Origin of the sequence: Arthrobacter sp. AB6 (assembly GCF_031844545.1) — a bacterium.
In the GTDB taxonomy this organism is placed as follows: Bacteria; Actinomycetota; Actinomycetes; order Actinomycetales; family Micrococcaceae; genus Arthrobacter.
Map to the genome: position 1 here is coordinate 132542 of NZ_JAUZVL010000003.1, position 12582 is coordinate 145123.

At 65.4% G+C, this 12582-nt stretch carries 12 protein-coding genes; 5 read left to right on the plus strand and 7 right to left on the minus strand.

Annotated elements, in window-relative coordinates; translation table 11 throughout:
- Positions 1 to 27: 27 nt before the first annotated feature.
- The 3 genes from trxB (at position 28) to Q9R30_RS03325 (ending at position 3451) form a co-directional block, all read left to right on the plus strand.
- A complete protein-coding gene (gene trxB, locus Q9R30_RS03315) occupies positions 28 to 1035 on the plus strand; it encodes a thioredoxin-disulfide reductase (RefSeq protein WP_311216779.1) in 1008 nt (335 codons plus the stop codon).
- Positions 1036 to 1170: 135 nt separating this feature from the next.
- Positions 1171 to 2559 (plus strand): FAD-dependent oxidoreductase, encoded by a 1389-nt coding sequence (locus tag Q9R30_RS03320; RefSeq protein WP_311216780.1) that lies wholly within the window; start codon positions 1171 to 1173, stop codon positions 2557 to 2559.
- A gap of 19 nt (positions 2560 to 2578) precedes the next feature.
- Entirely contained in the window at positions 2579 to 3451 is an 873-nt protein-coding gene (locus Q9R30_RS03325) for a class I SAM-dependent methyltransferase (protein WP_311216781.1), read from the plus strand.
- A 161-nt stretch (positions 3452 to 3612) separates the two neighbouring features.
- Here the strand turns inward: Q9R30_RS03325 and Q9R30_RS03330 are convergent, their stop codons facing one another.
- The gene (locus tag Q9R30_RS03330) at positions 3613 to 4914 is read right to left on the minus strand and encodes an Nramp family divalent metal transporter (RefSeq protein ID WP_311216782.1); all 1302 of its coding nucleotides are present in this window, start codon (positions 4912 to 4914) and stop codon (positions 3613 to 3615) included.
- A 121-nt stretch (positions 4915 to 5035) separates the two neighbouring features.
- Positions 5036 to 5971 (minus strand): dihydrodipicolinate synthase family protein, encoded by a 936-nt coding sequence (locus Q9R30_RS03335; RefSeq protein WP_104999206.1) that lies wholly within the window; start codon positions 5969 to 5971, stop codon positions 5036 to 5038.
- A 182-nt stretch (positions 5972 to 6153) separates the two neighbouring features.
- Here Q9R30_RS03335 and Q9R30_RS03340 point away from each other — a divergent pair, with 182 nt between their 5' ends.
- A complete protein-coding gene (locus tag Q9R30_RS03340) occupies positions 6154 to 7179 on the plus strand; it encodes a LacI family DNA-binding transcriptional regulator (RefSeq protein ID WP_311216783.1) in 1026 nt (341 codons plus the stop codon).
- A 19-nt stretch (positions 7180 to 7198) separates the two neighbouring features.
- Here Q9R30_RS03340 and Q9R30_RS03345 read toward each other — a convergent pair whose 3' ends face one another.
- The 5 genes from Q9R30_RS03345 to Q9R30_RS03365 form a co-directional block, all read right to left on the minus strand.
- Positions 7199 to 7387, minus strand: coding sequence for a hypothetical protein (locus Q9R30_RS03345; RefSeq protein WP_311216784.1), 189 nt, complete (start codon positions 7385 to 7387; stop codon positions 7199 to 7201).
- Between the two features lie 82 nt (positions 7388 to 7469).
- On the minus strand, positions 7470 to 7928 hold the full coding sequence (locus Q9R30_RS03350) for a pyridoxamine 5'-phosphate oxidase family protein (protein ID WP_396136686.1): 459 nt from the start codon (positions 7926 to 7928) through the stop codon (positions 7470 to 7472).
- 10 nt (positions 7929 to 7938) lie between these two features.
- Positions 7939 to 8388: an SRPBCC family protein gene (locus Q9R30_RS03355; RefSeq protein WP_311216785.1), complete on the minus strand. Its 450-nt coding sequence runs from the start codon at positions 8386 to 8388 to the stop codon at positions 7939 to 7941.
- Positions 8389 to 8483: 95 nt separating this feature from the next.
- Positions 8484 to 10877, minus strand: a complete 2394-nt coding sequence (gene ppsA / locus Q9R30_RS03360) for a phosphoenolpyruvate synthase (RefSeq protein ID WP_104999211.1) — start codon at positions 10875 to 10877, stop codon at positions 8484 to 8486.
- A 150-nt stretch (positions 10878 to 11027) separates the two neighbouring features.
- Positions 11028 to 11846 (minus strand): pyruvate, water dikinase regulatory protein, encoded by an 819-nt coding sequence (locus Q9R30_RS03365; RefSeq protein WP_104999212.1) that lies wholly within the window; start codon positions 11844 to 11846, stop codon positions 11028 to 11030.
- 246 nt (positions 11847 to 12092) lie between these two features.
- On the opposite strand from Q9R30_RS03365, the gene Q9R30_RS03370 reads away from it, so the two are divergent.
- Positions 12093 to 12569 (plus strand): sensor histidine kinase, encoded by a 477-nt coding sequence (locus tag Q9R30_RS03370; protein WP_104999213.1) that lies wholly within the window; start codon positions 12093 to 12095, stop codon positions 12567 to 12569.
- Positions 12570 to 12582 lie beyond the last annotated feature (13 nt).

Genomic DNA, 12582 nt, shown 5'->3' on the forward strand with positions numbered 1-12582 from the left:
CCGTCCCGGACACCAGGAGAGACACCCGTGAGCAGCACCAACGAAACCCCGGCAGCCGCCAAGGCTGAACAGCTGATCATCGTCGGTTCCGGCCCCGCCGGCTACACCGCCGCGATCTACGCCGCCCGCGCCGGGCTCAAGCCCCTGGTCCTCGCCGGCTCGGTCACCGCTGGAGGTGCCCTGATGAACACCACCGAGGTCGAAAACTTCCCCGGCTTCCCCGGCGGCATCCAGGGCCCGGAACTCATGGACGGGCTGCAGGAACAGGCGGAAAAGTTCGGCGCCCGGGTGGTGTTCGACGACGTCACGGAGGTTACGCTGACGGGCCATCTCAAGCGCGTGGTCACCGGCGGCGGCGACGTGCATGAGGCGCCCGCCGTCATCCTCGCCACCGGCTCCGCCTACAAGGAACTCGGCCTGCCCGAAGAGAAGAAGCTCAGCGGCCACGGCGTGTCCTGGTGCGCCACCTGCGACGGGTTCTTCTTCCGCGACCAGGACATCATTGTGGTGGGCGGCGGCGACTCGGCCATGGAAGAGGCCATGTTCCTGACCCGTTTCGGCAAGTCCGTCACCGTCGTCGTCCGCAAAGACGAACTGCGCGCCTCCCGCATCATGGCCCAACGGGCCAAGGACAACCCCAAGATCAGCTTCGCCTGGAACTCCGCCGTCACCGCCATCCACGGCGCTACCAAGGTCACCGGCGTCACCCTGACGGACACCCGCACCGGCGAAACCCGCCACCAGGCCGCCACCGGAATCTTCGTCGCCATCGGCCACGTCCCCCGCACCGAACTGGTGGCCGGACAGGTGGACCTGGACGAGGAGGGGTACATCAAGGTCGACGCCCCCACCACCGTCACCAACCTCACCGGCGTCTTCGCCTGCGGCGACGCCGTGGACCACCGCTACCGCCAGGCCATCACAGCCGCCGGCACCGGCTGCGCCGCAGCCCTCGACGCCGAACGCTACCTCGCAGCACTCGAAGACGCAGACAGCATCGCCACCGCCCTCGTCGAAGAACCAACCCACGCCTGACACGCCCCGCCCACCGCCGCCCCCACCCCAAACCCCATCCATCCCAACTAGGTAGCGCTAAGTGTCGTTTTGACGGCCCATAACGACACTTAGCGCTACCTAGTTGGGGAGGCCACTGAGAACAAAAGAGGACACATGGATTCGACGACGAACCTGCCGGTTGCCGTGATCGGCGCAGGACCCGTCGGGCTGGCCGCCGCCGCCCACCTGCTTGAGCGCGGACTGGAACCGCTGGTCTTCGAAGCAGAAACGACGGCGGGCGCTGCCATCGAGCAGTGGCGCCACATCCGGCTGTTCTCACCCTGGCGGTTCAACCTCGACGCCGCCGCCCTCCGCCTGCTCGAATCGGCAGGATGGGAAGCGCCCCGCCCCACCGCACTCCCCTACGGCGGCGAACTCGTCGACAACTACCTCGCACCCCTGGCCGCACTGCCGCAGATCGCCTCACGGCTGCAAACCGGCGCGCGAGTCATCGCCGTCACCCGGCAGGGGCTGGACAAAACCCACAGCCGAAACCGGGACACAACGCCCTTCACCGTCCGCGTCGAACGCAGCAGCGGCGAGACCCGCGACCACACCGTGTCCGGCGTCATCGACGCATCCGGCACATGGTCCCGCCGCAACCCGCTGGGCACCTCAGGCCTTCCCGCCGTCGGTGAAGACGCGGCAGCGGACCGGATCTCCGCGCCGCTGCCGGACGTCACCGGCCGGGACCGCGCTTCGTTCGCCCGCCGCCGCGTCCTCGTCGTCGGTGCTGGCCACTCAGCCGCCAACACCCTCATCAGCCTCGCTGACCTGGCCAGGGAAGAGCCGGATACCCGGATCCTCTGGGCCGTTCGCGGCGCTTCGGCGGACAAGGCCTACGGCGGCGGCGACGCAGACGGCCTGCCGGCACGGGGCCAGCTCGGAGCCCGCGTCCGACGCCTCGTGGAGGCAGGAAAAATCGAACTCCACACCAGCTTCGGCATCAGCTCATTGAAGAATCTCGACTCGCACGTGTTGGTCGAGGCCGTCGACGGCCGCACCCTCGATGCCGACGTCGTCGTGCCCTGCACCGGTTTCCGCCCTGACCTGGACATCCTGCGCGAACTGCGCCTCGACCTGGACCCCGCAGTCGAAGCGCCCGTCGGGCTCGGTCCACTTATCGACCCCGAGTTCCACTCCTGCGGCACAGTCCCGCCCCACGGCGCGAAGCTCCTGGCCCACCCGGACAAGGACTTCTACATCGTCGGCATGAAGTCCTACGGCCGGGCACCCACCTTCCTCCTCGCCACGGGCTACGAACAGGTCCGCTCCGTCGTCGCCGCGCTTGCCGGCGACCAGGAGGCCGCCGACACCGTCCAGCTCGAACTCCCGGAAACCGGCGTCTGCTCCACCGACGCCGGCACCAGCTGTGACGTCCCCGCGCAGGCCGGACCAGCGGCGGCCGCAGCCGAGGAGACCGGCGGCTGCTGCACCACACCCGAACCGATACTGGTCGGCTTCCCCACAGGCCTGGCACACGGCCGCTCGGGCATCAACTGACCCGCTGTAATGTGATGGCGTGATCGTCCCCGATATTTCCCAGAGCGCCGCGGCGGTCGCGGACCACTACGACGAGCTCGATCCCATTTACCGCCGGGTGTGGGGCGATCACGTCCATCACGGGCTATGGGTGACTGGTCGGGAGACGCCTGCCGAGGCCGTCGAGGCGCTGGTCGGCACCGTCGGCGATCGGCTGGGCCTCATGCCCGGCGAGGCGTGCGTCGACATTGGCTGCGGCTATGGCTCCACCGCACGGCAGTTTGCGGTGACACGCGGGGTCCGCGTTACCGGCTTCACGCTGTCAACTGAACAGGCCCGCTATGCCGATGCGCATCCCGTACCGGCTGTGGACATCCAAGTCCGCGACTGGCTCGTCAACGGGATGGCCGATGCCTCCGCCGATGCCGCCTGGGCGATCGAATCGAGCGAGCACATGGTCGATAAGGCCCGGTTCTTCGCGGAGGCGCACCGCGTGCTGGCGCCCGGCAGCCGCTTCGTCATCTGCGCTTGGCTCGCCGAGACTGATGCCAGCGGCTGGAAGGTTCGCCACCTGCTTGAGCCGATCTGCCGCGAAGGGCGCCTGCCTTCAATGGGTACGCGCGAGGAGTATGAGGCGATGGCAACGGCGGCGGGCTTTGCGATCACTGGCTATGAGGATGCCAGCCGCCGCGTGGCGCGCACCTGGACGATCTGCACCCTACGACTTGTGAAGGCCTTGCTCGTAGATCGCGAGACCCGCCGCCTCGCCCTCCGCGCACGCAACCGCAGCTCGTTTCTGGGCTTGCCCCGCCTGATCCTGGCGTACCGCACCGGTGCGATGCGCTACGGGATCTTCACGCTGTCGAAGGCGAGGGAGAACGGGCCGCCACGCGAACCCGGCACGGTCAGCTAGGAGATGCGTCGGAGCCGCCATGACTAAATGGTTCGGCTGCACGGTCGGAGCCCCCGCGCGAGTCTCGCTCACCGCGAATCTTGATCGAACCTTCACAACCCGTGAGTGCCCCGGCCGAATGTCGACCGGGGCACTCATTCACTGCGTTCTGTGCGGAAGTCCTACGAACCCAGAAGAAGTGTGATGAGCCGGATGGAGGACGCGATGATGGTGATCAGGCCGATGGCGCCGAAAAGGTTCTGCCACCAGCGGTTGCGGAGTTCCCCCATAACGGCGGCCTTGTTGCTCATGATGAACAGCAGGACCCCCAGCAGGGGCGCAATCAGAACGGTCAAGGACTGGGCGATGACGATGAGCCCCACCGGGGAGGACTGGAACGAGAGTGTAATGATCAGCCCAAAGGCGAGGATCATGCCGGTGACGATGCGCGCGGCAGGTGATCCTGCGTGGGCTCCCCTGCCCATGGCGTCGGAGAGCATGGTGCCGCCTGCAGTGGCGTTGGCGATCATGGAGGAGAAAGCAGCGCCGGATAGACCCAGGGCGAAGAGCATGGAGCCGACAGGGCCTGCGAGCGGCTCAAAGATGGAGGCGAGGGCGGTGATGGAGCCTGCTTCCCCGCCGGTCTTGCCAAGGACGGCGGCTGCCACCAGGATGACCAGGGCGGTCATGATGCCCGGGGCGACGATGCCGGGAATGGTATCCGCAAGGGTGATGTCCCGGTAGTCGGCGCGGGTGCGCCGGTGTTCTTTGATGCCGTACGAGGTGTAGAACGCGGCATTGATGGAGAAGTTGGTTCCCACCAGGGCAACTACCAGGATTTCACTGCCTACGGGCAGCGAGGGCACCATCCCTTCGAGGGAGCGGTACCAGTCCGGCTGCGCGACGACGGCGCTCGCCACGAAGGCGACGGCCATCAGGGCAACAATCACCAGGAGTGCCTTTTCGATGATGCCGTACACATTGCGGAAAGCGAGGACGAACGCGACGGCAGCCGTGCAGACGACCGTCCAGATCACCGGAGAACCGCCGAAGACCATCGACAGGCCCAGTCCTGACCCTACTGCGTTTCCTACGGAAAACATGAGGGTGATGCCAAAGACACCAAAGCCCGCGAGGACGCCCACCGGCTTGCCAAGGTGGTCCTTGATGGAAGTGATCAGCGACGTCGGCGTAACGATTCCCAGCCGGACGCTCATGTCCGTAAAGAAGATCATGAGAATGGTGGAGACTGCGATGACCCAGACAAGGCTGTAGTCGAAACGGCTGCCGGCCTGGACGGCGGTGGTGAGGTTACCGGGGCCGAACTGCCAGGCGCCCACCACAAAGGCCGGGCCCATCAGGGCGAGGTAGCCAAGGAAGGTACGGCGCTTTCCCGTTCCTGCGGGCGCGGGGTTTACGTGCGGGGTGGCCATCTGCTGTTCCATCTGTCCGGGATGGGTGATGGTCCTATTCTGCTCGCGCATCTGCGAGTCCTCCTTCTACAGCTGCAATGCTGTGGGTCGTCATTGACCGGGTGGAGAGTAAAAAAGTGGGGACCGGGTGGCGGGCCATGGCCCGCCACCCGAAGGGATCCAGGAAAATGGATCAGACAGTGGCCGTGACGCTGCCGAGGTTTGCGGACTTCAGGGCCAGGGCGATTTCGTCGCCGGCGCCCTCAGCAAGCGGAAGCAGCGGAGGCCGGACCGTCGCGTGCTCCAGGATTCCGCGGGCAACGAGGCCCTCCTTGAGCGCCACCGTGCCTTCCATATGCGAACCGCGGTGGTACACGTTCTTGGTGACGGGCAGCAGGCGGTCGTGGATGGCACGGGCCGCCTGGTAGTCCTTGGCCTTGCCGGCCGCGATGAGCTCCACCAGCGGTTCGGGTGCGAGTCCGCCGTAACCCACCAGGGCGCCGTCCACGTCAAACATGGTGTGCAGCAGGTACTCGTCATGGCAGGTGAGGATCTGCAGGTCCGGGTAGGTTGCGCGGAGCACGGGGATTTCCGTGTCCCAGCGTTTCATGTTGCGGACGCCGTTCTTGGTGGCGAACACACCTTCCTGGCCGGCGATCTCCAGCTGGGTTTCAAGGTCGTAGGTGGCCTTGGTGGCATCCGGGTACTGGAAGAGGATCAGCGGCAGGCCGGAGGTCTCGTAGATTTCCTTGTAACGGGTCTGCGGCGCACCCTTCTGGTAGCCGAACCGGAGCCAGCCGTGCGAGGGGTAAACGAGGCCCGCGGACGCGCCGGCCTCGACGGCCCGCTTTGCCTCCAGGGCAGCAACAGTGTTTCCCTCGCCGGTGATGCCCGCGATGATAGGAATCTCGCCATTGACCGCGTTCTTGAATTCGCGGATCACCAGGGCCTGCTCATCCTGGGTCAGGAAGGTGCCTTCACCGGCGTGGCCCAGGACCACCAGGCCCTTGACGCCCTCGACGCTAGCCAGCCAGCCGCCCAGCCGGTGGATGGCGTCGACGTCGACGCTGCCGTCGCGGTTGAAGGGGGTGACGGGAGCGGGGACCAGCCCGCGGAGATCGATGGTCATTTCACTACCTCTGTCTTCTTTGATGGTCGGCAGTCCCGCCGGGGTTTCAGTTTTCTTGATCTGAAAACGTTTGCGGGAACGTTTTCATTGTGACCCGCATCGCAGGGCGCTGTCAAGAGAACGTTTGCAGAAAGGGGGAATAGAGTGTCTTTACACGCTTGCCGTAGAAGAGGAGGACCGCCATGGAGCCCGTGGCATCCAGCACGATCGTCACGCTCAGGGACGTCGCTGCAGCCAGCGGCGTCAGTATTTCCACCGCCAGCCGCGCCCTGGACGAACGTACGGCTTCCCGCTCCGCCGCAGCGGCGCATGTGAGGAAAGTGGCGGAAGAGCTCGGGTACCGCCGGAACTCCTTTGCGTCCGGCCTCCGCCGCGGCGAAACCAGGACCCTCGGCGTACTCGTCCCCCGCCTGAGCGACACCGTCATGGCGCTCATGTTTGAGGAAATCGAACGGGCGGCGTCGTCCCGCGGTTATTTCGCGATGGTGGCCACCAGCGGCGACGACCCCAACGACGAACGCCGCGCGGCCGAAACACTTCTGGACCGGAATGTGGACGGCCTGATCCTGGCCACGGCACGGCTCGACGACGAACTTCCGCGCAGCCTACGGGAGCGGAAGGTAGCGCACGCCCTGGTGCTCCGGACGGACGGCGTCAGCCCCTCCGCCCTCGGGGATGACGAGGTGGGAGGCTACCTCGCGGTCAGGCACCTCATCGACCTTGGACACAGCGACATTGCGGTGGTCACCGGACCGTCGTTCACTTCATCGGGAATCGCCCGCCTGGCCGGAGCCCGTAAGGCCCTGACCGAAGCGCACCTGACGGCCCGCGAGGACTGGATCATCACCGGCGGCTACGGCATCGAAAACGGCTTCAGCGCGGGTGAAGCGCTCCTGGGGCATGAACCCCGCCCCACCGCGATTTTCGCGGCAAACGACAACCTTGCCATGGGCGTCATGGCCGCCGCCCACAGGCATGACCTGAAGATCGGGGCGGACCTGGCACTGGTGGGCTACAACGACACTCCCCTGGCCGCAAGGCTCCCGACGCCCCTGACGTCCGTCCACGTTCCCTTGGACCAAATCGCCAGGACCGCGATTGACCTCATTGTTGAGCCGGGCACGGAACCGCCGCTTCGGAAATCCATGCCCACGCTCATCCCGCGTGAATCAAGCGGCGCACGGCGTGTCAGCGACGGCAGGAAATGAACGAGCTGCCTGCCACACGTTAGTCGCTTTCCGGCCCCTGCGTTGAGTCAGTGTCTTCCTCGGGCTCAAAGGTGTTGGGCTCGGCGTCCGATCCGATCCCCACGCCATCGCTGCTGCCGGGAACACCGCCGTCGCCCTTTTCCCGGGCCGCGGCCGCGCCCTCCTGCGGTTCGTCTTCAGGCAGTGAATCGGGTGAATTGATAGTCATCGCTCCTCCTTCATTGGCCGGTCCTTCACGCTAACAGCACCCGGCAGGAAAGGCTCCGATGCCGGCAAACAATTTGATGCCGCTACGTCCAGTCCGCCGAGAAATCCAGCGGCGGCCACCACCGCGTCCGCGTGTGGACAGCGAACCTGCGTCCCGTGACCTCGGTGGGGTTGAGCCGCACCAGATGCTCCTTGAGGCCTGGCTCCCAGGGTTCACGGTCCGGGTCCGCAAGCTCCAGGGGCAAGGCGCCGTCTTCCACGGGCTCGGGACTGCCCTTGACTACCACGCTCCACACCTCGGTGCTGTATGCGTTCAGCCCGTCCGTCTCCAGCGCCACAGCGGCCCCTGCGAGCAAGGAGCGCAGCTTGGTGCCAGGGGCAGTCCGAAAGTAGAGTGCCCGCTCTGCTGTCACGATGTTCACGGGAAAGATTTCGGGGGTGCTCCCGTTGATGACCGCCAGCCTGCCAATGTAGGAGGAGCGCAGGTACTCCCAGCACTCTGCTTCCGTGAGGACCTCGGTGTTCGGTCCCGGCTGTGTCATGCCCATGATCCTAGGCTTTCCCGGCAGGCTGGCGCAGCTCGAGGTATTTCTTCAGCGCCAGCCAGTTGGCTTGTTCCCGGCGGTTGCCGACGGCCCGGACCAGGGGCCCCAGGAGCCGCAGCGGACCGTGCGGCTCCAGCCTCCAGACCCAGCGAAGCCTGCACTGGTTTCCCTGCGGGGCGAAAGTCAGTTCGCCGGCGATGTCCATGCCGGCGGTCCGGCTGTGCGACTTCAGCGAACGGGGACGGCTGAACCCCGTGCATTCGATGGTCACGCGGGTGCGGCGCCGCCCCTTCATGACGGCGGCGTACCGGGTCCGGAGCCCAATGGGCCCGGGCGTGAGCTTCTCCACCTGCACCATGTTTGGGTTGTAGAGGGGCTCGTTGCGTTCGTCCGCCACGAAATCGAAGACCGCCTCGATCGGAGCGGCGATCACGATTTCTCCGATGATCAGTTTCATCCTTCCCTCCAAGGCCGCCGTTCGCAGGACCCGCGGCACGGGCCCTGCGAACAGCTTTGACTCAACCTGGCAGGAGCGGAAGTGCCGAAGGTCCCTCAGCCCTGGGTGGCCAGTTGCCTGCTTTCAGCAAGCCTGATCCAGGTGTCCACCACGGTGTCCGGGTTGAGGGAGACAGATTCGATGCCCTGGTCAACCAGCCACTCAGCCAGGTCAGGGTGGTCGCTGGGGCCCTGGCCACAGATACCGACATACTTGCCGCGCTCCCTGCAGGCCCGGATTGCCATTGCCAACAGCTTCTTCACAGCAGGATCGCGCTCATCGAAGCCCTCGGCCACCACCGCGGAATCCCGGTCAAGCCCCAGGGTCAGCTGGGTCATGTCATTGGAACCGATGGAGAAACCGTCGAAGTAGTCCAGGAACTCGTCCGCCAGAAGCGCGTTGGACGGCAGTTCGCACATCATGATGACCTCAAGGCCATTTTCGCCGCGCCGCAGCCCGTTCTCGGCGAGGAGGTCGATAACGCCCCGGGCCTCGTCCAAGGTCCGCACGAAGGGGATCATGAGCTTGACGTTGGTCAGGCCCATCTCGTTGCGGACGAAGGACAGGGCCTCGCACTCGAGGTCGAAGCAGTCCCGGAACGAGGGCTCTAGGTAGCGTGAAGCGCCGCGGAAACCGAGCATCGGGTTTTCTTCATGCGGTTCGTAGGCGGGCCCGCCGATGAGGTTGGCGTACTCGTTGGATTTGAAGTCGGACATGCGGACGATGACAGGCTCAGGCGCAAAGGCAGCTGCAATGGTGGCCACGCCCTCGGCCAGGCGCTTGATGTAGTAGTCGCGCGGGTTTTCATAGGCGGCGATCCGTTCCCGGATTACATCGGCTACGTCCGGCGCCTGGTCCTCGAGGTTCAACAAGGCCTTGGGGTGGATGCCGATCTGGCGGTTGATGATGAATTCGAGGCGGGCAAGGCCCACGCCGTGGTTGGGCAGCTGGGCAAAGGTAAACGCCTGCTCCGGCGTTCCCACATTCATCATCACCTTCACCGGCGCCTCGGGCAGCTGGGTGATTCCCGTTTCCTCAACGCTGAAGTCCAGCAGCCCTTGGTAGATGACCCCAGTCTCGCCGTCGGCACAGGACACGGTGACCTCGACGCCGTCTGCCAGCGCATCGGTGGCGTGCCCGGTTCCCACAACCGCGGGGATCCCGAGCTCGCGGGCGATGATGGCCGCGTGGCAGGTCCGTCCGCCGCGGTTTGTGACGATGGCGGAGGCACGCTTCATGATCGGTTCCCAGTCGGGATCGGTCATGTCCGCGACGAGGACGTCACCCGTCTGGAACGCGGCCATTTGGTCGATGGCGGTGAGGATGCGGACGCTGCCGGCGCCGATGCGCTGGCCGATGGCGCGGCCTTCGGCGAGCACCGGACCGGTCTCGTTGAGGCGGAACCGGGTCTGGCTGCCGGGCGCACGGCGGGACTGCACGGTCTCCGGGCGTGCCTGCAGGATGTACAGGCCGCCGTCAATGCCGTCCTTGCCCCACTCAATGTCCATGGGCCGGCCGTAATGCTTCTCAATGGCGACGGCGTGCCGGGCGAGCTGCTCGACGTCGTCGTCCGTGAGGCTGAAACGGTTCCGCAGCGCAGCCTCAACCGGGACGAAGTCAATGGTGCGGCCGACTTCCTGGCTGTTCGTGTACGTCATCTGGAGGGCTTTCTCGCCCAGGCCGCGCTTGAGGATTGCGGGGCGGCCCGCTGCCAGGGCGGGCTTGTACACGTAGAACTCGTCCGGGTTCACGGCGCCCTGGACGACGGCTTCGCCCAGGCCGTAGGAGGAGGTGACAAAAACGGCGTCCTGGAAGCCCGATTCGGTGTCCATGGTGAACATGACGCCGGAGGATCCGACGTCTGAGCGCACCATCCGCTGGATGCCGGCCGAAAGTGCCACGTCGGCGTGCTCGAACTTGTGGTGCACGCGGTAGGCAATGGCCCGGTCGTTGTACAGGGAGGCGAAGACGTCCTTGATGGCCTGCAGGATGTTCTCGATGCCGCGGACGTTCAGGAAGGTTTCCTGCTGCCCGGCGAAGGAGGCGTCCGGGAGATCTTCAGCGGTGGCACTGGACCGCACCGCCCAGGAGAGGTCGGCGGAGCCGCCGTGCTTCTCGACCAGCTGCTGGTAGGAGTTCCGGATCTGTTCTTCGAAGTCCGGGAGGAAAGGCGTCCCGCGCACCAGGGACCGGATCTCCTGGCCGGCTGCGGCCAAGGCCGTCACATCGTCAGTGTCCAGGCCTACCAGCCTGTCCGCGATCTTCTGGTCCAGGCCTGAGTCGGCCAGGAAGCGGCGGTAGGCATCAGCGGTGGTGGCAAAACCGTCCGGTACCTGTACGCCGGCAGAGGTCAGGTTCTGCACCATTTCGCCCAGGGAGGCGTTTTTCCCGCCCACCCGGTCCAGGTCCTTGAGCCCGAGTTCGGAGAACCACAGGATGTCTGTTGTCATAGTTGCTGCTCCTTTGCAGAGGGTCGCGCGTGGCACCCGCATCCGCGCATGGCGGAAGCGGGCAGATGCGCACAGTTCCTGTCAACAGTGGCAGGTCTCTAAAAGTCCTGCCACATGACGTGCGCCACACTCGGATTGTGAAACTTTTCCCTAATGTTTGAGGTTCATTTTCTGGAGGATGGTCGCCGCCATTTCCTCAACGGACACGCTGGCCGAGTTCAGGTACGGAATCCCGTAGGACTCATACAAGCGCTCCGCGCTGCGCAGCTCGAACCCGCATTGCCGCAGGGAAGCATAGGGGGAGCCGCGCCGCCGTTCGGTGCGGACCTGGCTGAGCCGCAGCGGATTGGTGGTCAGGCCGAAACACTTCGAAACAAAAGGCCTGAGCGGTCTCGGCAGTCCTTCCCGTTCAAAGTCCTCGTCCACCAAGGGAAAGTTGGCGGCGAAGATCCCGTGCTGCAGTGCCAGGTACATGGTGGTGGGCGTCTTGCCGCACCGGGAGGGGGCCACCAGGATGACCTGTGCCTTCTCCAATGCGCGCAGGCTCTGGCCGTCGTCGTGCTCCATGGCGTACTCGACCGCGGCCATCCTTGACTGGTAACGGGCAGCGTTCCCCAGCCCGTGCGCCCTGCCCGGTTCCCCGCTGGCCAGCGTGCCGAGCCCCTTTTCCAGGACGCCAATATGGGTCCCGATGAGGTCCACGACGATTCCCTGGCACGTGCCAAGGATCTGCCGTATTTCGCTGTTGACGGCCGTGGAAAAGACAATGGGCTGGAGGCCCTTGGCAGCGAAGCCGTCGATAGTCTCGACGACGGAACGCGCCTGCCCCGCACTGGTGATGAACGGGATTGTTATGCGGTCGAAATTGTTCACGGGGAACTGCGTCAGCAGTGTATTGCCGAGCGTTTCCGCAGTGATGCCGGTACTGTCCGAGAGAAAGTAGACGGGACGGAGATCGCCGCTGGTCATGTTGCTTTTCGGACTTCCACGGGGGTGCCGGGAAGGTTGAGCCGCGGGTCATGGCGGTAGGACGTCATGGGATGCCTTTCGTTCAGCGACGGTGGGGAACGGGTCCGGGCGGTATGACATCGAGTTTACGGAACAGGAAAGACCCGCCCAGAATTGATGGGATCTTGAGTTAAACCTTGCTGGCCGTTGAAGTTTCAGGTCCACGCTGGAGCCATAGCATCAAACAGTCTGTGGGGAGAAGGAGCTATGAGTGACCAGACAGCTTTTTACGGCGACGTCATCGCCGTAGGAGGTGTCCTGACGGATCAGCATCCGGTCGACTTCCACACGTTGGGGCTTGCCGGTTGCATTGACCGGCTCACCGGGCCCCTCCGCCAGCACGGGACCGCAGTCCACTGGGATACTCCGCACTGGGGCATCGAGATCCCGGCGGACTGCGCGTCCCTCCTCTACCAGTCGGCACGCGAGGCTCTAAGCAATGCCTACAAGTACGCCGATGCCTCCCGCCTGACCGTCCAGCTCGCCGCCGTGGACCATGGAATCCGCCTGGTAGTGGCCGACGACGGCGCGGGCTTTGACAGGGAGCACGCCTCCTTCGGGCGGCACCACGGCTACGGCCTGCGGCTCATGGCTGTGGCCGTGCGGGGAGCAGGCGGCACGCTGGACATCAGCTCCAGCCCGGGGCACGGTACCAGCGTCACGGTGACGCTGCCGCTCGACTAAAGACTCGGATGCC